The following is a 20,532-nucleotide window of genomic DNA, read 5'->3' on the forward strand; positions in this document are numbered from 1 at the left end:
ATCGAGGAGAAGGCGTGGAGATCGTCGCCACCGGCGTCGAGGTCATCGGCGCGCACGGGCCGCTGCTGGCGCCCACTTCGCTGCGGGTCGCCGACGGGCAGACGCTGCTGGTCACCGGCGAGGCGGGAACCGGCAAGACCGCGCTCGCGCTGGCCCTGTCCGGTCGCCTCAAGCCCAGCGCCGGCAGCGTCCGGCTGGACGGCTCTGCCGACGCCGACGTGCTGCGCCGCGCCGTGACCGTCGTCGACGCACCGCAGATCACCGAGCCCGACGAGGCGCTGCAGGTCCGCGACGTCGTCGCCGAGGGCCTGTCGCTGGCCGGGCGCCGCTCGACCCGCCGCAAGGTCCGCGACTGGCTCGCCGAGCGCGAGCTGCGCGGCGACGTCCGCTTCGAGAACCTCCCCGCGCACCAGCGCACCCGGCTGCTGATCGACCTGGCCTGCGAGTCCCGCACCACGCGCGCGCTGGTGCTCGACTGCCCCGACCGCCACGGTCACGACCCGCAGAACTGGTACTCCCCCGCCACCGCACGCGCCGCCGACGGCATGGCGGTCATCGTGCTCTGCTCCACCCACTCCGCCGACGAGCTCGGAGCGCCCGCCGTCCGCATCGGCGCGAACGACACCGAGTCCGAGAGCACCGAGAAGTCCGACGACACCCAAAACCCGGGCAAGACCCGGAAGTCCACTTCGGTCCGTTGACACCTGAAGGTCCGCGATGACTAGTTTCCGGCTCGCCGCAACGGAATTGCGGCGGCTCACCTCGGGCAAGCTGCCCAAGCTCGCGCTGCTGGCGGTCACGCTGGTGCCGCTGCTCTACGGCGCGATGTACATCTACGCCAACTGGGACCCCTACGGGAAGCTCGGTTCCGTGCCCGCCGCGGTCGTCATCGACGACACCGGCGCGCAGCAGGACGACGGCGAGCAGCTCAACGCCGGTCGGGACGTCTACGACGAGCTCGTCGACTCCGGCACGTTCTCCTGGACCCGCACCGACCTGCAGCGCGCCCAGGCCGGCGTGGCCAACGGCGACTACACCTTCGCGCTGGTCGTGCCGAAGGACTTCTCCCGCGCGCTGGTCTCGCCCGCCGACTTCACGCCGCAGCAGGCCAAGCTGCAGCTGATCACCAACGACGCGAACAACTACCTGGTCGGCACCATCGCCGACAAGCTCGCCGGTGAGGTCCGCGCCGGGGTGGCCTCCAACGCCGGGTCGACCGCGGCCGAGAAGTTCCTGCTCGGCTTCTCGACCGTGCACGACAAGACCGTCGAGGCCGCCGACGGCGCGGGCAAGCTCGCCGACGGCGCCGGTCAGCTGCGCGACGGCCTCGGCCAGGCCCAGCAGGGCGGCACGCAGCTCTCCGACGGCGCTCACCAGCTGCTCAGCGGGCAGCAGCAGCTCGCCTCCGGCGCCAACCGGCTCGCCGACGGCACGGGCCAGCTGCACACCGGGCTGCAACAGCTGCAGGAGTCCACCGCGCAGCTGCCGGACCAGACCGCCAAGCTCGCCGACGGCGCCGAGAAGGTCGCCGAGGGCAACGAGCAGCTCGCGGACAGGGCCAACGTCGTCGGCAACCTCTCGCAGGGCATCATCGACGACCTGGACGAGACCAAGGCCCGGACCGCGCAGCAGCTGCGGCAGGCCGGCGTCGACGAGGCCACCGTGCAGAAGGTCGTCGACGGGCTGGACCAGCTCGGCAGCCCCGCCACCGACGCGAACGACAAGCTGCAGACCCAGGTCGGGCAGCTGAACATGCTCGCCGACGGCTCCCGCCAGGTCGCCGACGGCAACCGCGCGCTGGCCAACGCCACTCCGCAGCTCACCAGCGGCATCCAGCAGCTCACCAGCGGCGCTGGGCAGGTCGACGACGGCGCGGTGCAGCTGCGCGACGGCCAGCAGCAGGCGTTGTCGGGCACCGGCAGGCTCGCCGACGGCGCCGACCAGCTCGTCGGCGGCACCCGGCAGCTCTACGACGGGTCCGGTCAGCTCGCCGACGGCTCGACGACGCTGGCAGGCGAGCTCGGCAAGGGCGCGGGTGACATCCCGAACCCGGACGAGAAGACCCGGCAGGCCACCGCCGACACCATCGGCGACCCGGTCGCCGTCGACACCCAGGCGCAGGTCAAGGCCGACACCTACGGCGCCGGACTCGCCCCGTACTTCATGGGCCTGGCGCTGTGGGTCGGCGGGTTCGTGCTGTTCCTGATCATGCGGCCGATGTCCAACCGCGCCCTGGCCGCGGGCGTGGCCCCGTGGCGGGTCGCGCTCGGCGGCTGGTTGCCCGCGGCGCTGATCGGCCTGGTGCAGGCGGTGCTGCTGTTCTCGGTGGTGGTGTTCGCGATCGGCGTGCACCCCGCGCACCAGTGGCGCACGCTCGGGTTCCTGATCCTGACCTCGTTCGCCTTCACCGCCGTGGTGCACTCGCTCAACGCGGCGTTCGGCCCGAAGGGCAAGTTCATCGCCCTGGTGATCCTGGTGCTGCAGCTGGTCACGGCCGGTGGCACGTTCCCCTGGCAGACCATCCCCGAGCCGCTGCACCCGCTGCACCAGGTGCTCCCGCTGGGCTACGTGGTCACGGGCTTGCGCCACCTCATCTACGGCGGCACCGAGGGCTCGGTGACCCAGGCGGTCGCGGTCCTGCTCTGCTACCTGATCGCGGCCCTGCTGCTCACCACGATCGCGGCCTGGCGCCAGCGGGTCTGGACCCCCAGCCGCCTCAAGCCCGAGCTGTCGCTGTAGCCCACCCGGCGTCAACAACCCCGGTTCTCGCCCACGCGAGAGCCGGGGTTTCTTGACGCGATCAGGCGAGCGACGTCAGCCGCCGTTCCAGGTGCGGGACTCAGCCCGCACCGCCGAGCGAAGCGACCGCGGAACGGTCGTCAGTCGTCGTAGCGGGCGATCTCGATGAGGTTGCCGTCCGGGTCGCGCAGGTAGAGCGAGGTGATGGGGCCCTTGGAGCCGGTGCGGCCGACCGGGCCCTCCTCGATGCGGACCTCGCTGGTGCGCAGGTGCTCCTGCACGTCGGACAGCGGCTGGCCGGTGACGAAGCACAGGTTCGCCGAGCCGGGCACCGGGTGCGTCGCGGTCGGCTCGACGAGCTCGGCGGACGCGTGCAGCTTGATCGTCTGGTCGCCGAAGCGGACCGCACGCCGCTCACCTGGGAACTCCACCGGCTCCATGCCGAGGACGTCCCGGTAGAACTCGACCGCCCGATCCACATCGGCGACGGTGAGGACCAGGTGGTCGACTCGATCGATGCTGATCATGCTCCTCCTCGGGGTCGGCGCGGTACGCGTTCGGGGTGCCCGCGCCCTGCTGGCGCCCCGCCCGGCCACGACGCCGCGGCGGCCGAGGTCGGCCGGAGCGCGTAGCAGGTTATCCGCACCGGTGTTCGGTACCGGGCCCAGGGCCCCACCAGCGGTGACGTTCGCCATTGCACAACACACCCCGACCGCGCATCCCCGAAACGGGGGAACCGTGATCGACTCGAGATCCGGTGCGGTCAGTGCGCCGCCGAGTCCCAGGACCGGCCCACGCCCACCGAGACCTCCAACGGCACGTCCAGCTCGAAGGCCGAGCCCATCTGCTCGCGGACCAGCTTCTCCACCACGTCGCGCTCGCCGTCGGCCACCTCGATGATGAGCTCGTCGTGGACCTGCAGCAGCGTTCGCGACCGCAGGCCCTCGGCCTTGATGGCCCCGTGCACGCCGAGCATCGCGACCTTGATGATGTCGGCGGCGCTGCCCTGGATGGGCGCGTTGAGCGCCATCCGCTCGGCCATCTCGCGGCGCTGCCGGTTGTCGCTGAGCAGGTCCGGCAGGTATCGGCGGCGCCCCAGGATGGTGGAGGTGTAGCCGTCCTTGCGGGCCTGGTCGACGACCTCGCGCAGGTAGTCGCGCACCCGGCCGAAGCGGGCGAAGTAGGCGTCCATCTGCGCCTTGGCCTCCTCGGCGGAGATCCGCAGCTGCTGGGCCAGCCCGTAGGCCGACAGCCCGTAGGCCAGGCCGTAGGACATGGCCTTGACCCTGCGGCGCAGCTCCTGGTCGACCTCGCCGATCGGCACGTCGAACGCCTGCGAGGCGACGTAGTTGTGCAGGTCCTCGCCGGTGTTGAACGCCTCGATGAGCCCCTCGTCGCCGGACAGGTGCGCCATGATGCGCATCTCGATCTGGCTGTAGTCGGCGGTCATCAGCTCGTCGTAGTCACCGCCGACGACGAACACCTCGCGGATCCGGCGGCCCTCCTCGGTGCGGATCGGGATGTTCTGCAGGTTCGGCTCGGTGGACGACAACCGCCCGGTCGCGGCGATCGTCTGGTTGAACGTGGTGTGAATCCGGCCGTCGTCCGAAATGGACTTCGTCAGACCCTCCACAGTGGTCTTGAGCCGGGTGGCGTCGCGGTGCTCCAGCAGGTGCTGCAGGAACGGGTGCTCGGTCTTCTCGAACAGCGTCTGCAGCGCTTCGGCGTCGGTGGTGTAGCCGGTCTTGGTGCGCTTGGTCTTCGGCATGTTCAGCTCGTCGAACAGCACCACCTGCAGCTGCTTCGGCGAACCGAGGTTGATCTCCTTGCCGATGACCGAGTACGCCTCCTGAGCGGCCTGCTTGACCCGGGCCGCGAAGTGCTCGCCCAGCTCGGCCAGCTGGTCGGCGTCGACGGCGATGCCGGCGCCTTCGAGCTCGGCGAGCACCAGCAGCAGCGGCAGTTCGAGGTCGGTGAGCAGCTTGCCGCTGTCGATGCGGGCCAGCTCGGTGTCGAGGGCGTCGGCGAGCTCGGCGACGGCGCGGGCCCGCAGCAGCTCGCCCGCGGCGGCCTTCTCCTTGCTCTCCGACTCGTCCTCCAGCAGCGACAGCTGGCCGTCGTCGGCACCGCTGTCGGCGCGCAGCTCGCGCTGCAGGTAGCGCACGACGAGGTCGGGCAGCTCGAAGGAGCGCTGGCCCGGGCGCACCAGGTAGGCGGCGAGGGCGGTGTCGCTGGTGAGCCCGGCGACGGTCCAGCCGCGGTCGCGGATGGCGTGCAGCGGGCCCTTGACGTCGTGGGCGGCCTTGGGCACCTCGGCGTCGGCCAGCCACGCGGCCAGGGCCTGCTCGTCGTCGCCGGTGAGCGCGGTGACGTCGACGAACGCCCCGGTGCCGTCGGAGGTGGCCAGCGCGATCCCGGCCAGGTCGCCGCGGCCGCGAGCCCAGGTGCCGGTGCAGGACAGGCCGACGCGGTGGCCGCCGCGCGCGTGCTCGTCGAGCCAGGCCGCGAGCTTGCCGGGTTCGACGACCCCGCCGGTGATCTCGAAGCCCTCCTCGACCTCGGGTTCGGCGCTGGAGAGCGTGGCGAACAGCCGGTCGCGCAGCACCCGGAACTCCAGGTCGTCGAACAGCCGGTGCACGGCGTCGCGATCCCAGGCCCGGACCTCCAGGTCGTCGGGCCCGGCCTCCAGCTCCACGTCGCGCACCAGCTCGGTGAGCTGCCGGTTGAGCAGCACCGACGAGAGGTGTTCGCGCAGGTTGTCGCCCGCCTTGCCCTTGACCTCGTCGACGCGGTCCACGAGCCCCGCCAGCGAGCCGTACTGCTGGATCCACTTGGTGACGGTCTTCTCCCCCACCCCCGGGATCTTGGGCAGGTTGTCCGACGGGTCGCCGCGCAGCGCCGCGAAGTCGGGGTACTGCAGCGGGGTCAGGCCGTACTTGGCCTCCACGGCCTCCGGCGTGAAGCGGGTCAGCTCGGAGACGCCCTTGGTCGGGTAGAGCACGGTCACGTCGTCGGTGACCAGCTGCAGCGCGTCCCGGTCACCGGTGCAGATGGAGACCTGGAAGCCACCGGCGGTGGCCTGGGTGGTCAGCGTCGCGATGACGTCGTCGGCCTCGTAGTTGTCCTTGCTCAGCACCGGGATGTTCAGCGCGCCCAGGATCTCCTGGATGAGGCTGACCTGGCCCTTGAACTCGTCGGGGCTGGCGCTGCGGTTGGCCTTGTACTCGGTGAAGGTCTCGCTGCGGAAGGTCTTGCGGGACACGTCGAACGCGACGGCGAGGTGGCTGGGCTGCTCGTCGCGCAACAGGTTGATCAGCATCGAGGTGAACCCGTAGACCGCGTTGGTGTGCTGCCCGGTGCCGGTCTGGAAGTTCTCCTTCGGCAGGGCGTAGAAGGCGCGGTAGGCCATCGAGTGGCCATCGATCAACAGCAGGCGTCGGTCCTCGGAGTGCGTCACGGCCGCGAGTTTAGGCTCCTGGGCTGACAGCCAGTACCGCAGGCGACGGGAAGGAACCACGGTGCCCGAATCCACCAGCAGCGAGGCCGCGACCAGCGTCGACGAGAACCTGATCGCGGTCGTTCAGTCCGGCGAGGAACAGCTCAGCGCGCGGATGGGCATCGAGATCATCGAATACACACCCGAACGTGTGGTCGCCACGATGCCGGTGGCCGGCAACCGCCAGCCCTACGGGCTGCTGCACGGCGGCGCGAACGCGGTGCTCGCCGAACAGGCGGGCTCGATCGCCGCCGCGATCAACGCCGGGGAGGGCCGCATCGCGCTAGGCCTGGAGCTCAGCTGCACGCACCACCGCGCCGCCACCGAGGGCAAGGTCACCGCCGTGGCCACCCCGCTGCACACGGGTCGCTCCACGGCGACCTACGACGTGGTGATCACCGACGAGCAGGGTCGCCGGACCTGCTCGGCCCGGCTGACCTGCGTGCTGCGCGACCAGTGACCCCGCGGCCGATGACCCGGGCATGAGAAAGGCGGGGCACCCGATCGGGTGCCCCGCCTTCCGCCTTCCGTCGATCAGGACAGGTTCTCGAGAACCGCCTGCGCGACCGCCTTCATCGTGGTGCGGCGATCCATCGCGGTTCGCTGCAGCCAGCGGAAGGACTCGGGCTCGGAGAGGTTGTGCTTGCTCATCAGCAGGCCCTTGGCCCGCTCGATGGTCTTGCGCGCCTCAAGCCGCTCGGTGAGGTCGTTGACCTCGGCTTCCAGGGCCTGAACCTCGGTGAACCGGGACACGGCCAGTTCGATGGCCGGCACGAGGTCGCGCTTGGCGAAGGGCTTGACCAGGTAGGCCATCGCCCCGGCGTCGCGCGCCCGCTCCACCAGATCGCGCTGGCTGAAGGCGGTCAGGATGACCACCGGCGCGATCCGGTCCCCCGCGATGTTGGATGCGGCCTCGATGCCGTCCATCTTCGGCATCTTGATGTCCAGGATCACCAGATCGGGTCGAAGTTCCTCGGCGAGCCGGACGGCTTCCTGTCCGTCACCAGCCTCACCGACGACCTGGTAGCCCTCCTCGCGGAGCATCTCCACCAGGTCAAGCCTGATCAACGCCTCGTCCTCGGCCACGAGTACGCGACGTTCGACGGGCTTGGCCTCGCGTGTGTCCTCGGCAGCCGGCGTCGTCACCGGGATCCTCCAGTAGAACTCGGGGTCCGCCGATGCGGTTTGCATCGGAAACCGCAGCTTACCGGTACTGACTTCACGCCGAGGTTAAGAGGCGGCGTGACCATTGCGACATCCTCCCGCTCACCCGTTCGACGCCCTCCGCCGCACGAACAGGACGTAGATCAACATGATGGCGGCGACGCTGATGAGGCTCAGCAGGAGCTGCGAGCGGACGTCGGCGACGAAGGCCATGGTGATGATCACGGTGGCGATCAGGGCCAGGGTGACCCAGGTCAGGTGCGGGAACAGCCACATCTTCAGCTTCAGCGCCTCCGGTGCCTCGCGTTCCAGTCGGCGGCGCATCCGCAGCTGCGAGAGGGCGATCATGCCGTAGATGAACAGCGCCACGGCGCCCGCGCTGTTGATGATGAAGTAGAAGATCGTGTCCGGGGCGACGTAACTGGCCGCAACAGCGATGTAACCGACCAGTGTGGACAGCACGATCGCCTTCCACGGCACACCGCGGCCGTTGAGGTCGCGCACCCAGCCCGGCGCGAACGACCGCTTCTGCAACGCGAACAGCATCCGGGAAGCCGTGTACAGCCCGGAGTTCAGCACCGAGATCACCGCGGTGAAGACCACGACGTCGACCACGACCTCCGCCGCCGGCATCCCGAACCGGGTGAACGCCGCGGCGTACGGGCTGCCCTCGGTCGGGATCTGGTCCCACGGCGTGATCATCACCAGCAGCGTCACCGAGCCGACGTAGAACAGCAGCACCCGCCACACCACGGCCTTGGTCGCCTTCGCCACCGAGCGCTCCGGCTCGTCTGATTCGGCGGAGACGATGGTGACGATCTCGGTGCCGAAGTAGGAGAAGATCACGATCACCACGCCGTGCAGCACGGAGAAGCCGCCGTGCGCGAAGAAACCGTCCTGGCCGATGTTGCTCACCGAGATCTCCGCCCCGGGCCACAGCCCGAAGACGAACAACGTCCCGCACACCAGGAAGATCACGATGGTGATGACCTTGATGGAGGCCAGCCAGAACTCGGTCTCGCCGAACGAGCGCACCGACACCAGGTTCGTCCCGGTCAGCACCAGCATCAGCCCCAGCGAGATCACCCACTGCGGCACCATCGGGATCAGCGGGTTGATCAGCTCCGCCCCGGCGACGGCCTCGAAGGCCACCACGCCGACCCAGTAGTACCAGTACAGCCAGCCGAGGGTGAATCCCGCCCACTCCCCCAGCGACGTCCGCGCGTACTCCATGAACGAGCCGAGCGCGGGCTGCGCGGTCGCCATCTCGCCGAGCATCCGCATCACGAGCACGACGATCAGCCCGCCGATCGCGTAGGACACGATCGCCGCCGGCCCGACGGTCGAGATCACCGCCCCGCTGCCGATGAACAGGCTCGCCCCGATGATGCCGCCGAGCGCGATCATCTGGAGGTGCCGGTTCTTCAGACTCCGCCGCAGCCCCGGCTCACCCCGGGTCACCTCATCGACCAACACGTCCTCCGCACGTTCGACCAGCCACACGCTGCACGATCAAGCGAACCTGGAACGCCGTGATCACCACCACCGGACCCGCGCGGCGAACGATCTCCAGCACCCGTTCACATGAACCTGACCAGGAGTAACGCCCCGGACACCCTCCCGGAAGACCCTGATCGGCCGTCCCGTATGCTGACGACAAGACCAGCCCCCGTAGCCCAACGGCAGAGGCAGCGGACTCAAAATCCGTCCAGTGTGCGTTCGAATCGCACCGGGGGCACCACATCTGAGTACCAGTTTCACTCGCTGACCTGCGCTTTTGCTGCGAGGGCCTCAGAGACTCCTATGCGGTTGCACCCGGTGCGACCCGGTTCTGTGCGGTGTTCCACGGACAATCCACGGACACGGTCTGCAGCGCGCTATTCGGGAGCTTCGTCGAGCACGGTCTGGATGCGTCGCCTGTAGTTCTGCTCCAGGCCCGCGAGTACCTTCGCGTAGATCTCATGGAGCACGGTCACCGAGTGACCGGCCCACTCGGCAACCTGGGTTGACGGCACGCCCGCTGCGAGCCACGTGGACACGCACGCGTGACGCAGGTCGTAGGGCCGCCGGACGAGCGGCGATGCCGCCTCCTCCGGGGTCAACGCCTGCACCCGCGCCTTCCGCCAGACTCGCGCCACCGTGGTTTCGTCCACGTCGCCGCCGTCCATGTTCCGGAAGAGCCGCCCATCGCGGGCCGTGCCGTGCCTGCTCAGGTGCTCGTGCAGGATCTTCGTCAGCTGCGGTGGGCACGGGACGTGCCGGACCTCGCCCTCCGCTCGCTGCTTCAGCTGGCGCCGATCTCGCCGGCTGCCCGAGTCGGTCCACGCTGCCCCGGCCACAGGCGCGGCCTTGGAGGGCAGGAGTTCGCCCCAGCCATCCCCAGGCAGCAGTAGATCGGGTTTGCTGAGCATTGCTACCTCTTCAGGGCGTAGCCCGGAGTAGTAGATGACCGCAAAGAACGCCCGAAGCATCGGTCCCGACGAGCGCCTCGGCTGGCCCTCAACCTGCTGTGCCTCGACTGCGGCCAGCAAGCGTTCGGCCTGACGCGGGTTGATCGCCACCGTCCGCTTATCGATCGCGCGGGCCTTCTTCGGTGGCGTCCATTTGACCTTCGGCAGCTGGTTCAGATCGACCTCTTTCAGTTCGACCGCGTACTCAAGCGCGTTGTGGAAGACCGCCCGCTTACGTCCGAAGGTCTTGGCACTGGCCATCTCGCCATTGAGCTTGGACGCCAGCTGCTCCAGGACAGTTCGGAGCAGAGCAAGGTCCTGCAGGTCGGAGACCGGCCGCGTGTTCTCCGCGAGCCAGCGAAGTGCCTTCTCGATCTCGTGCGGGCGCGGGTCGTCCCGGTGCGTCGCGTTGAAGGCCCAACCGGTCATCGCCCTCCGCAGTACTTCAGGATCCGGCCGGCCGCGTTCCGTCGTCAGCAGAGCAGGGGTAACCGTCGCCAAGGTGTCGGCGATACCGGACCTTGATTTCGCCGCGGCCCGTTTCCACTTCATGTCGACGTACTTCTGCGCGAACTCGAACCAGGGCGTCCCGGACTTATTCCGCAGCATCGAAACCGGCAGCCCGGGTTCCGCAACGAGGAAAGCCTCACCGCGGCTCGCGGCCACGACCAGTTTCGATCGGAAGCTCTCGGCTTGCGTCTTGTTCCTGATCGTCTTGTGGTGCTCATGGGAGTCCACAAGCCAGCGCACCCGATAGCTGGTTACCTTGCCCTTAGCGTTCTTCCGAGCCTTGATCTGCCAGATCGTGACGTCGTAGCTCGTCTCCAGGCTGTTCATGCCGCGTTGTCCTCCAGCTCCTGCACCCACTTCTCGAAGTCAACGCGCTTGATGCGCAAGGACCCATTCGGAAGGCGGATGCACCGTGGCGCCCGCTCCTTTGCCCTCCAGTCGTCCCAGGTGGACCGCGAGATACCGATCTCCTGGCAGAACTCAGCGACGGTTAGCCAGTTCCCGCTACGCCTCGACGTCATGTGCAGCTCTCCCTTCGACGGCTTGTTGATGTCCTCATGCGGCTGCTCTTTCAGTGCCGGTCGTCGGGGTGTGTCCGAGGGCTTGGGCGATGGCCGCGAGGAGGTGTTCGGCGGCGGGTGGGGTAACGGCGTTGCCGAGCTGGCGGACCCGTTCACGGCGGGTGCCCAGGACCGCGTAGTCGTCGCGGAAGGCCATCGCCCGCTGGATCTCGGAGGGCTGGAGCATCCGGAACTGGCAGTCCTCGACCTGCACGCGCGGCTGCGGTGTGGGGTGCTGGACCAGGCCGTGGTGGTTGCCGTTGGCGGTAACCGTCGCCAGCGGCTGGGAGACGTGCCGCGCACTCGACCCACCACCCCGGAGCTCGGCGACGAAGGCCAGGCCGTGGCGGTCGTGAGTGGTGACCGTGGGCAGTGGCTCGTCGGCCGGGCGGGCGGTGCCGTTGCTGTAGTACGGCACGACCAGCGCGGTTTCGTTGCGAGCGGTCTGGGTCCGCAGCGGCTCCCACGACGGGCGCGCGGACTTGCCCTCGCGGCCCTCGACCGGAACCAGCAGGCCCTCGGTCTCCCTGGTGGTGCGGGTGCGCATCGGGTCGGTGACCGGGGTTCCGGCCTGGTTCCACGTGCCACCGGAGGGCACCAGCTGCGGCACATCGGCGTAGCGGCGCAGGCCCTCCTCGATCCGGCGCAGCGTGGCGGCCTTCAGCGGACGGTCGCGGTCACCGATGAGCTGACCGGGCAGCGACCAGTCGATCGCCGAAGAGGCCGGGAGCGCGTAGGGCTCGACGTCGAGGTGGCAGCGCGGCGTCGGGCAGCGGTAGACGTACTGCGAGCGGTAGCGGCCCCACGGCTTGCCGTTCTTGAACACCTGCACCGCCGCCACGTCCCGCTCGCAGCCCGGGCACCACGCCAGCGGACGCGGCTGCACCTCCGGCTCCGGATCGCCCTCCTTCGTGAACACCACGTAGAGGCGGTCGCGGGACTGCGGAGCACGCGGGGCGTTGATGGTCGGGGCGTGCATGGAGTTGAGGAACACCAACTGATGCCGATACCCGAGGCAGGACATGGCGTGCAGCCACGCCGGCCACATCGACCACTTGCCCGCGTCGACCACGTTCTCGACCACGATCGCCCGATAGCCGTGGTACTCGGCGAACCGCGGAACGTCCCACATCGTCGCCCGCGACCGCTCCGCCGCCTCCGAAGGCAGGGTCTCGCCGAACAGGTCCGGCTGGGCGGCGCGCTTGCGGCCCTGAGCGATCGAGTGGTTGGTGCACTCCGGCGACGCCCACAGCAGATCGGTCGAGGGGTAGCGGCGGACGTCGACCTGGGAGATGTCGGCGCAGTCGTGCGCCGCATCCGGGAAGTTCGCCGCGTGGGAGTCCACGGCCAGCTGCCAGTGGTTCGCCGCGATCCTCAAGTCGATCCCGGGCACGGCGGCGGCTCCGAGCGCGGAGCCACCGGCACCGCAGAACAGGTCGGTGAGGGTGAGGGTCATGGGGTCCTCCTGGTTTCGAGCAGGGGGTGCCGCGGGGCGCTTGCTGCTGGGACGCCGTTGACAGAAATGACAGAAATGACAGAAATACGGGCGGAGACTGTTTCTGCAGGTCACCGGCAGGTTTGCGGCGCGGTGGGGGCGTTGACAGAAATCGCCAAAAAAGTTGACAGAAATACGGGGCGGGCTTGGCGGGGGCCGGTCGGCGTCACGGTCGCTCGGGTCCGGCGATTTGTGTCAGCTTTTTCGTCGATTTCTGTCAACGCCTCGCTGACGAGCTGGGCGCGGGCTTGAACTGGGATTTCGTTGTGGGGCGGGGTTTCTGTCATTTCTGTCATTTCTGTCAGGCGCGGTAGCGGGGGTGGGTCCAGTAGATGGGGCTGCGCGGCCTGCCCCGGCCGCTGTGCGGGGGCTCGATGCAGGCGATGTGGCCGTGCTCTTCGAGTACCGCCAGGCACGGGTTGAGGTCGGCTGCCGAGTTGAAGCGGCGGGCCAGGGCTCGGTGGACGTCGCGTTTGGTGAAGCTGGTGATCTGGTGGTCGCGGATCCAGTTCAGGATCGTGTTCGCGCCGCCGATCGCCGGGTCGGCTCCGAGGCGTTCGAAGACCATCAGGGCGTGCTCGGTGAAGTACTCGCTGAGCACGCGGGCGGCCTTGGCGGTGGTGCCGTCGACGGGCTGGGCCCAGGGTTCGTCGTGGTGGCGCACGGCGTGCAGGAGCGCGGCCAGGCGCGCGGTCTGGCCGACCTGCTTACCGGCCCAGTCGCCGATGTGGGCCCACTCCCCGCGCCGGGGGTGCAGTTTCGGCTCGATGGCGTTGTGCAGGTCGATCAGCTCGTCGTTGGCTTCGGGCGAGAACGCAAACACCGCGGGATCGGTCCACTCGTGCATGCCCATGACCAGGCCACGGACCCGTTCGTGGTAGGCGCCGGCGACTTCCTCCGGGACCGGTGGCGGGTCGGCGATGCGGTCGCCCACAGTGTTTTCGGGCATCGAGTACAGGAACCGCGCGAGAAGCCCGGTGCCGCGGAACTTCCGGGTCTCGGCGAGCTCGTCGATGATGGCGGGCTGCACCGTGACCCCGAGAGTCAGCGCGGGGTTGTCCACCCGCTCGGCGGGCCTCCCCTTGCGGTCGACCAGCAGCATGTCGCCACCGTGGCCCTTGAGGAAGACGTTGAGGTTTGGTGATCCGCTGTAGCGGCCGGCGAGGATGTCGAAGATGTTGCCCTCGGCGGACAGCACCGCGAGCCGCCCGCCGTGCTGGGCCAGCATCGACGCGGTTTCCTCCGGGGTGATGTCGTCGGCGATCAGCCGCGGCTCGGGCGGGATCTCCTTGCCGTGGACGGTGAGTGCGGCATCCAGGGCATCGGCCAGCGCCGACTCGCGCTCGTCGGCCTCGGCGGAGGTGGCGGTCCGCTCGGCCCGTTCCTGAAGGGCCTCGGCGGCCTTGCGTTCCAGGCGGGCTTGCTCGATGACCGGGCGCATCTTCTCGGCCAGGTCACGCTCGGCGAGGGTCAGCGGTGTGGTCATCGCCCGAAACACCGGGGTTTTGCGGCTCGCTGGCGGCAGAGCGACCACGGTGTAGATGTTCACCGGCTCGTCCCAGCCGGTACGGATACGGGCGATCGCCCGCCCACCAACAGCCGTGGACACCACCGACAGCGCGACGCACCCGGCGAGGTCGGGTGGCGTCTGGGTGGCCACTGCGACCGCGTCGACCTGCGCGGCCAGCCAGTCGGGCAGCACGTCCACGGGAAACGGCGGGAGAACCCGCTGGCTGCCCAGTGGAACGGGCTGGTCCCACACCAGGCCCGGCTCGTCGTCGGGGGTGTCCGGGACGGCGGTGAGGTGTGCGGGCATCGGGGCCTCCTCTCCTGCTTCGGTGGGGTGGCTGGGGCGCTGAATGCGCCCCAGCCCGGGCGTTTGGGGAAGCGGGGCGCTCACGCGGCCTGCCTTTCCTGGTGTGGGTGCTCGACGAGTCGGCGCGGACGTGCGGCGGCCAGGCGCAGGCCGGAGCGGATCGTGGCCTCGATCGCCTCGGGCGTCCACGGGTCGTGCGCCTTGGTGTTGGGAAGCCGGGACATGGCGTGGTGCAGGACGTCCCGCACCCGCTGCTCGTCGACCGCTCCCCCGGCCACGAGCCGACCGAGAGCGAGGGCGGCAGTGAACAGGGTGTTGTTCTGCTGCCCTGGTTCGGCCGCTGCGACCCGCTCCGCCTCGTTGCGCAGTGCCGCTGCCACGTAGGCCGACGGCTGGGCAGAGGCGATCTCACGCGGCCCTGAGATCGCCACAGACGGCCTTCTGGTGAGTTCCTGGACCAACCAGCCCGGCAGCTCGGCGGGTTCGGAGTCGTCGTAGAGCTCGTAGGCCCCTTCCGGAGTGACCGATCCGGGCGCGACCACGTAGCCGCCGTGCGCGCGGGTGTCGATCAGCGGCCCGAGCACGCCCGCGGTGTTGCGCAGCTCGGGTCCGGCCGGCGCCCGGAAGTACAGGTGCGTGCCGCCCGAGGGCGTCGTCACGGTGTAGGTGTCCGGGACGCTCACCCCCGCACCACGGACCAGCTCGTCGAAGGCCTCCGCGCCCGATCGCGCCGAGCCACTGCCCCGGCCGTCGCAGGTGGGAACCGTTTTGGGCTGGTCGAGGTCGACCACGACGAGCTGGGACGGCCCGGTGGCCAGGCCGATGTTGTACGGGCGGGCCGACCAGCACCGCTGGATCCGCTCCGGGTCGCTGGTCGCGCGCTGCTCCCAGCCGAGGTGCCCCTCAACGCAGGCACCGGAACCGGGGCAGGACTCGCGGCCGTGCAGCGCCGGCCGCTTGGTTCCCGGCAGCAGCGGGAACACCCGCCAGCCGAGTTCGGCCAGGCACAACGCCCAGTCAAGGAGTTGATTGGTGCTCACCGGTCGGCCTCCTCAACGTCGTCGGCGAATTTGTCGGCGATCCAGAGTTCGGACATGCGCCTGCCCTTCTTGCAGGTGCAGTGCGCGTCAACCGTGATTCGGCCGTGCTGCTCCTGGTAGCGACCGGTGTCGTTGCACCGGCCGCAGTCCGGCGCGGTGCGCCAACCGAGGACGGGGTGGCCGAACGGGATTTCTCCTGGAGGATTTGGCAGGTCAACCTGTCGCTTCTCCATCAGTGCCCGCATTCCGGGCAGGTGCCCTCGTGGCTGAGCCGAGCGGCGGCGTTCCGCAGCGCCGTTGCCGGGATCTCGGTCGTAACGGGACCCGTGGGACAGCCCTCGCGGTCGAGCAAAGCCCGTGTGGTCGGATTGAGGTGGTCCCAGAGCGAAATCCCGTATCCACGGTGGGTTTGGCTCACTACCTGCGCCTTCGAGTGGCCGGTGTAGTCAGCGACCGTGACATGGACGTCGATATGCTCCGCCCCCTGCGCAAGCGCGAGCAGTTTCTCGGCGACGTCCTTCCCGCTTGACGCGATCTGCGCCTCGACGGTCTTGTTCCCGCTGAGCCATGCGCCATCGGTGATCTGCAAACCCCAGATCGGCGGCAGCGAATGCAGGGGCTGAACGGTCAGCCATTCGGCGACGTCGGTGGTGATCGCGGCGAAGTCGGACATCAGGCTGCCTCCTTGGGCAGGTCGCGGCGGCGTGTGGTCGGGCAGGTCGCCGAGGTGGTGGGCAGGCTGGTCAGGTGGGTGTGGCGCTTGAGCTCGTACATGCGGGCGTCGGCGTGCCCGGCCAGGGCCGACAGCGTGGTCGTGGTGGCGGTGTCGACGGCCGCGCCGACCGAGACGGTCAGCTGCATGCGCTGTCCGTCGATCACGCGGTTGCAGGCGAGGGCGTCGCGGTAGTGCCGGGCTCGTCCTTCGGCGTCGCGCACGTCGGCGAGATCGGGCAGCAGGACGACGAACTCGTCGCCGGAGAGCCGGACCGCCAGCTCGTCGGTGCCGGTCGTGAGCCGGGACAGGTCGGTGGCGATCGAGCGCAGAACGTGGTCGCCGGTGCGGTGGCCGTGGGTGTCGTTGATCTGCTTGAACCGGTCGACGTCGCACATCAGCAGGCCGACGAGTTCGCCAGCAGCGGCGCGGCGCTGGGTCCGCGCGAAGGCACGGTTAAGGGCGGCGCGGTTGGCCAGGCCGGTCAGCTCGTCGGTGTGCAGCCGGGCGTGCAGGCGGTGGGCCCGCCATCCCAGTGCCACCGTGCCGGCGGCTCCCGCCAGCGCCAGGGACTTTGCGAACATGGGTCGTACCTCCTTCGAGGTGGGGATGGCCCGCTCGACTCCGCCAGAGCACCGGCGGGCCATCCCGTTACTCGGGTGGGATCAGAACGGGGGCTCGTCGTTGACCGGGGCAGCCGGCGTGAACCCGTTGGCCTGGCCGCCGGTGCTGCTGCGCTTGGCCTTGGCGACCTTGGCGGTGGCCCACTTCAGCGACGGGCCGATCTCGGTAACCGCGAGCTCGTAGACGGTGCGCTTCTCGCCCTGATCGGTCTCGTAGGAGCGCTGTTCGAGCGCGCCGGTGGCAATCACGCGGTCGCCCTTGGACAGCGACTCGGAGACGTTCTCGGCGGCCTGGCGCCACAGCGAGCACCGCAGGAACGTGGCCTTGTTGTCGACCCACTCCCCGCGATCGCGGTCGAAGCGGCGGGAGTTGGCGGCGATGGTGAAGTTCACGACCGCATCACCGCTGCTGACGAACTTCAGCTCGGGGTCGGCGACGACGGTTCCGACGATGGTGACTTCCGGGAGTCCGTTCACGGCGGGTCCTTTCCGTTCAGGCGGCGAGGTGGGTGGTTCCGGCGTCGGTGAGCACGGCGGTCACGCGGGCGCCGCGCTCGGCGGGTTCGGATGGGGCGATCAGGTGCTGAGCGGCGAGTTCGTGGGCGGTGTGCTGGTCGCAGCACGCCAGCCCGTCGATGAACAGATCGGGCACTTGGTTGGTGGTCATCTCGGCGCGTCCGTGGGCCACGGCCCGCAGGTAGGCGCGGTGGCGGTGCGGCAGGCCCATCGCCTACACCCCCGCGGTAGTCAGGCGGCGTGCGCAGGCCAGGCGGTCGGTGAGGCGTTCCACGCGGGGCCAGTGCTGGATGAGCAGGGAGTGCGCGCGGCCGCGTGCGGCGGTCTCGGTCAGGGCGTTGTCGTCGCGGCGGCGGTACTTGCGCACCAGCGCCATGTCGGTGTGGCAGCCGTCTTTGGTCGAGCGGAAGGCTTTCGAGCGGCTGTAGCCGAGGTGGCGCATGGACCACAACGTCTCGGCCTCGTGTCCGGCGCACAGGCCGATCAGCAGCTCGTTGAGCAGTTCGTCGGCGAACTTGATGCGGGTGACGCCCGCGTAGCCTTCCGAGGCCGGGTAGATCTTGATCTCGTGGACCTCGCCGCCGTTGAGGACGCCGACGATGGCGTGGCCGGCTTCGTGGGCGGCGATGCGCAGCAGGTCGGGATCCAGGTCGGTGTTGCTCGGGTCGTAGTGGGACATGTGCGCTCTCCCTTTGCGTCAGGCGAGGAACAGGGCGGGCAGGGCCAGGGCGAGGCCCAGCAGGAGCAGGTAGATGGCGTAGGTGATGCACTCGTACTTGGTCACCGCCAGGCGGGACAGGAACGCCAGCTCGGCGGCGGCGTGACCGGCGGTGTGCTTCTCGTGGCCTTCCAGGTCGGCCAGCAGGGCCTCGGCTTCGCCGACGAAGTGGGCCCAGCGCAGGAATCCGGCGTAGGCACCGCCGAGGTTGGGGCGGATCACGTGCAGCAGGAACACCACGGCCGCGGCGGTGGGGATGGCCGCCAGGCACAGCAGCACCAGGGCGGGTGCGGCCACGCCGGTGCGGGTCATGCCGACCACGCCGGCCAGGACTCCGACCACCAGTGCCAGCAGCCCTTGGGCCTTGGTGTCGGCCCGCTGCAGCTGTGTGGTCACCTCGCTGCGTCCTTGGTCGATGCGCTCCATCACGCCGGGCACCGCGACGTACTCCATCATCGGGAACCTCCTCTCATTTTGACTACGTTCCGTAATCAAATTTGGGCATACTTCGGGCCGGGAAAGTGGGTGTGCAGGGCGTGCGTAGCGCGGCTACATGAGGCGTTTCACGCGCGCACGCGCGCCCGCGCGCGTTGGACGGGGGTGAGCGGGCGTGTGCACCGTGCGCATCGTGTGCACGCGTTGCACACCCCCGCGTGTCACGCTGCGTATCCGGCTGCGGGGTGCGCGCGGTAGGTGCCCGGGTCGTCGGCGCGGGCGATCGCGCCTTCGTCGGCCAGGCGGGAGAGCTCGCGGGAGACCCAGGAGCGGTCCCGGCCGTGCAGCTCGCTGGGCACGTCCTTGGGGCCGAACACGTGGGTCTGGCGTCCGATCCAGGCGGCGATGTTGGCGCGGGCTTCGGCCAGGCTCGGCTTGGGCTGGGGCAGGGCGATGGTGGCCGCGCCCTCGGGCAGGTCGGGCAGCTCCTCGTCGGGGTCGAGGTCTTCCAGGTCGGGCTCGGTGGGCTCGGGCAGCGGCATCAGGCCGGACTCGGGGTCGTGCGGGTCGTCCTCGAAGTCCTGCTGCTGCAGGGAGTCCTCGAAGTTGTCCAGCAGGTCGGATGCGCTCGGCTGGGCCTCCTTCGGTCCGCGCATGGGCACGACGTCCGCCTCCTTCGGCTCGGATCGGTCGGTGGCGTCCTGGGTGCTGCGCGCCAGACCGAGAGTCGCGGCCGTGGGGCCCCACAGCTCGGGCGACTGGTCGGCGTGGGCAGCAATGTCGGCGGTGAGCGCCTGGTCGGTGCTGCGCAGCGTCCGACCCGGCGTGGCGAAGCGGGTTTCCTCGATGCCGGGAGCCTCCAGGTAGAGGCATCCGGGCATGCGGTTCTTCCAGCGCCACGGCGAGGCGCCGGCGTCGAGGGTCTGGTCCGACAGCGAGAACCCGGCGTCCTCGGGGTCTTTGACGCCGAAGCACATCGAGGCACCCAGCTGCGCGCGGACGTCGGTGCTCATCTGCCGGAAGGTGGAGCGCTGCTGGGACAGCACCAGCGAGATCCCGGCCGAGCGGGCTTCCTGGGCGATGACGTCGAACTTCTCGACGCTCTGCAGGAGCTTGGTAGCCTCCTCGACCCAGACCACCAGGTAGGCCATGCCGTGCTCGGTGTAGGCCTCGGGAACCCACTGGTCGTAGCCCCACTGCCCCAGCTGCGAGGCACGCTCGGTGATGGCCTCGGGCAGTTTGCGCAGGAGCTTCTTGCACTTGCCGTGGTCGGTGACCAGGTAGGCCTTGCTGCCTTCGAGGAACGAGACGGTCTGATCGCCCTTGGACGGGTCCAGCACCAGCAGGTTCGCGTCCCGGCGGGTCAGGATCTCGGCGGCGGTCAGCTTGAAGCCCTGCGACTTACCCGAGCCGCTCATGCCGTTGATCTGCACGTGGGTGGCGTTGCGGGCCGTGGCGGGATCACCCGGCAGCCACAGCTTGATGACCTCGGTGTCCTCGTAGACGCCGATGACCAGCGGATCCGCGATCGAGCCGCCCGGGTGCGACGGGCCGGTCCAGTCGGCGGGGTGGCGCAGCACGTCGTTGGGCACCACGGTCATTTCCGCCTGGGAGGCGTCATCGGGGTTCTCGGCGATGCGCACCGCGCCCTTGCGCAGCCCCAGGTAGCTGGCGATGAGGTCGGCCTTTTTCTGCACGTCAGCGGTTTCGATCTCGCCCGCAGGCAGCTGCAGCGGCCCCTGCACCTTGTTCGGTGCCACCGACAGCTCCCCGGTCTTGACCCCGGCGAGCTTGACCTTCTCCCACAGGTTGTCTCCCCCCTCGGAGTCCCCGCCGCGCTTGAGCGCCTTGAAGATCGACCACGACAGGGCCACCGTCGCCCCGCCGAAGGCCCACAGCTGCAGCAGCGGGGTCTCCCACGGGCCCTGGATGGTTCCGGCGGTCACCCACGCCGCGGTGATCCCCGAGGTGGCGGTGGCGAACCGGCGCACGATCGCCGCCCGAGCCCGAGAGCAGTACCAGGTCAGCGCCGTGACCCCCGTACCGAGCAGGGTCAGCCCGGCACTGGCCCAGGGCAGCGCACCCGGGGTGCTGGTCATCCACACGTGGGCCCCGGCCGCCACCGGCCACGACGCCGCGTATCCAGCCCACTCGCTGGCGTACGGGGCGAGCCGGGAAGCCCAGTGCTTCTTCGGGGTGTAGTACTCGGCACCGGCGACCGCGAGGTCACCGTCTCCGTTCCGCTTGCTGGCCATGTC

20 protein-coding genes and 1 tRNA gene are annotated in these 20,532 nt (G+C 69.5%); 4 read left to right on the forward strand and 17 right to left on the reverse strand.

Annotated elements, in window-relative coordinates:
- Positions 1-14 precede the first annotated feature (14 nt).
- Positions 15-701: an ATP-binding cassette domain-containing protein gene (locus tag QFW96_RS14420; RefSeq protein WP_281456130.1), complete on the forward strand. Its 687-nt coding sequence runs from the start codon at positions 15-17 to the stop codon at positions 699-701.
- 16 nt (positions 702-717) lie between these two features.
- The gene (locus QFW96_RS14425) at positions 718-2,739 is read left to right on the forward strand and encodes a YhgE/Pip family protein (RefSeq protein WP_281456131.1); all 2,022 of its coding nucleotides are present in this window, start codon (positions 718-720) and stop codon (positions 2,737-2,739) included.
- Positions 2,740-2,879: 140 nt separating this feature from the next.
- Here the strand turns inward: QFW96_RS14425 and QFW96_RS14430 are convergent, their stop codons facing one another.
- Both QFW96_RS14430 and polA read right to left on the reverse strand, forming a co-directional pair.
- Positions 2,880-3,266 carry a VOC family protein gene (locus QFW96_RS14430; RefSeq protein ID WP_281456132.1) on the reverse strand — a complete coding sequence of 129 codons (387 nt, stop codon included), beginning with the start codon at positions 3,264-3,266 and terminating at the stop codon, positions 2,880-2,882.
- A 236-nt stretch (positions 3,267-3,502) separates the two neighbouring features.
- Positions 3,503-6,196, reverse strand: coding sequence for a DNA polymerase I (gene polA / locus QFW96_RS14435; protein WP_281456133.1), 2,694 nt, complete (start codon positions 6,194-6,196; stop codon positions 3,503-3,505).
- 109 nt (positions 6,197-6,305) lie between these two features.
- Between polA and QFW96_RS14440 the strand changes: the two genes are divergently transcribed.
- A complete protein-coding gene (locus QFW96_RS14440) occupies positions 6,306-6,695 on the forward strand; it encodes a PaaI family thioesterase (RefSeq protein ID WP_281456184.1) in 390 nt (129 codons plus the stop codon).
- A gap of 74 nt (positions 6,696-6,769) precedes the next feature.
- On the opposite strand, the gene QFW96_RS14445 is transcribed toward QFW96_RS14440, so the two are convergent.
- Positions 6,770-7,381 carry an ANTAR domain-containing response regulator gene (locus QFW96_RS14445; protein WP_093416966.1) on the reverse strand — a complete coding sequence of 204 codons (612 nt, stop codon included), beginning with the start codon at positions 7,379-7,381 and terminating at the stop codon, positions 6,770-6,772.
- Between the two features lie 120 nt (positions 7,382-7,501).
- Positions 7,502-8,806 (reverse strand): amino acid permease, encoded by a 1,305-nt coding sequence (locus tag QFW96_RS14450; RefSeq protein ID WP_281456185.1) that lies wholly within the window; start codon positions 8,804-8,806, stop codon positions 7,502-7,504.
- Positions 8,807-9,064: 258 nt separating this feature from the next.
- Here QFW96_RS14450 and QFW96_RS14455 point away from each other — a divergent pair.
- Positions 9,065-9,140 (forward strand) — tRNA-Leu (locus QFW96_RS14455).
- Positions 9,141-9,276: 136 nt separating this feature from the next.
- Here the strand turns inward: QFW96_RS14455 and QFW96_RS14460 are convergent.
- From QFW96_RS14460 to QFW96_RS14520, 13 genes are all read right to left on the reverse strand, one after another.
- Complete coding sequence (locus QFW96_RS14460) at positions 9,277-10,677, reverse strand: tyrosine-type recombinase/integrase (RefSeq protein ID WP_281456186.1); 1,401 nt, start codon at positions 10,675-10,677, stop codon at positions 9,277-9,279.
- A 5-nt stretch (positions 10,678-10,682) separates the two neighbouring features.
- Entirely contained in the window at positions 10,683-10,880 is a 198-nt protein-coding gene (locus QFW96_RS14465) for a helix-turn-helix transcriptional regulator (protein ID WP_281456134.1), read from the reverse strand.
- 34 nt (positions 10,881-10,914) lie between these two features.
- A complete protein-coding gene (locus QFW96_RS14470) occupies positions 10,915-12,375 on the reverse strand; it encodes a DNA cytosine methyltransferase (protein ID WP_281456135.1) in 1,461 nt (486 codons plus the stop codon).
- A 340-nt stretch (positions 12,376-12,715) separates the two neighbouring features.
- Positions 12,716-14,230: a YfjI family protein gene (locus QFW96_RS14475; protein WP_281456136.1), complete on the reverse strand. Its 1,515-nt coding sequence runs from the start codon at positions 14,228-14,230 to the stop codon at positions 12,716-12,718.
- Between the two features lie 80 nt (positions 14,231-14,310).
- Positions 14,311-15,270, reverse strand: a complete 960-nt coding sequence (locus tag QFW96_RS14480) for a bifunctional DNA primase/polymerase (RefSeq protein WP_281456137.1) — start codon at positions 15,268-15,270, stop codon at positions 14,311-14,313.
- Positions 15,267-15,503: a hypothetical protein gene (locus QFW96_RS14485; protein ID WP_281456138.1), complete on the reverse strand. Its 237-nt coding sequence runs from the start codon at positions 15,501-15,503 to the stop codon at positions 15,267-15,269. The genes QFW96_RS14480 and QFW96_RS14485 overlap by 4 nt, the downstream gene beginning before the upstream one ends.
- Complete coding sequence (locus QFW96_RS14490) at positions 15,503-15,943, reverse strand: hypothetical protein (protein ID WP_281456139.1); 441 nt, start codon at positions 15,941-15,943, stop codon at positions 15,503-15,505. The genes QFW96_RS14485 and QFW96_RS14490 overlap by 1 nt, the downstream gene beginning before the upstream one ends.
- Entirely contained in the window at positions 15,943-16,566 is a 624-nt protein-coding gene (locus QFW96_RS14495; RefSeq protein ID WP_281456140.1) for a GGDEF domain-containing protein, read from the reverse strand. Before QFW96_RS14495 ends, QFW96_RS14490 begins: the two co-directional genes overlap by 1 nt.
- A gap of 81 nt (positions 16,567-16,647) precedes the next feature.
- Positions 16,648-17,082 (reverse strand): single-stranded DNA-binding protein, encoded by a 435-nt coding sequence (gene ssb / locus QFW96_RS14500; RefSeq protein WP_281456141.1) that lies wholly within the window; start codon positions 17,080-17,082, stop codon positions 16,648-16,650.
- A gap of 16 nt (positions 17,083-17,098) precedes the next feature.
- Positions 17,099-17,332 (reverse strand): hypothetical protein, encoded by a 234-nt coding sequence (locus tag QFW96_RS14505; protein ID WP_281456142.1) that lies wholly within the window; start codon positions 17,330-17,332, stop codon positions 17,099-17,101.
- 3 nt (positions 17,333-17,335) lie between these two features.
- Positions 17,336-17,800, reverse strand: coding sequence for a M50 family metallopeptidase (locus tag QFW96_RS14510; protein WP_281456143.1), 465 nt, complete (start codon positions 17,798-17,800; stop codon positions 17,336-17,338).
- 18 nt (positions 17,801-17,818) lie between these two features.
- The gene (locus QFW96_RS14515) at positions 17,819-18,295 is read right to left on the reverse strand and encodes a Pycsar system effector family protein (RefSeq protein WP_281456144.1); all 477 of its coding nucleotides are present in this window, start codon (positions 18,293-18,295) and stop codon (positions 17,819-17,821) included.
- Positions 18,296-18,495: 200 nt separating this feature from the next.
- Positions 18,496-20,529, reverse strand: a complete 2,034-nt coding sequence (locus tag QFW96_RS14520) for a hypothetical protein (RefSeq protein ID WP_281456145.1) — start codon at positions 20,527-20,529, stop codon at positions 18,496-18,498.
- Positions 20,530-20,532 lie beyond the last annotated feature (3 nt).

This window comes from Saccharopolyspora ipomoeae, from assembly GCF_029952525.1.
Taxonomy (GTDB): Bacteria; Actinomycetota; Actinomycetes; order Mycobacteriales; family Pseudonocardiaceae; genus Saccharopolyspora; species Saccharopolyspora ipomoeae.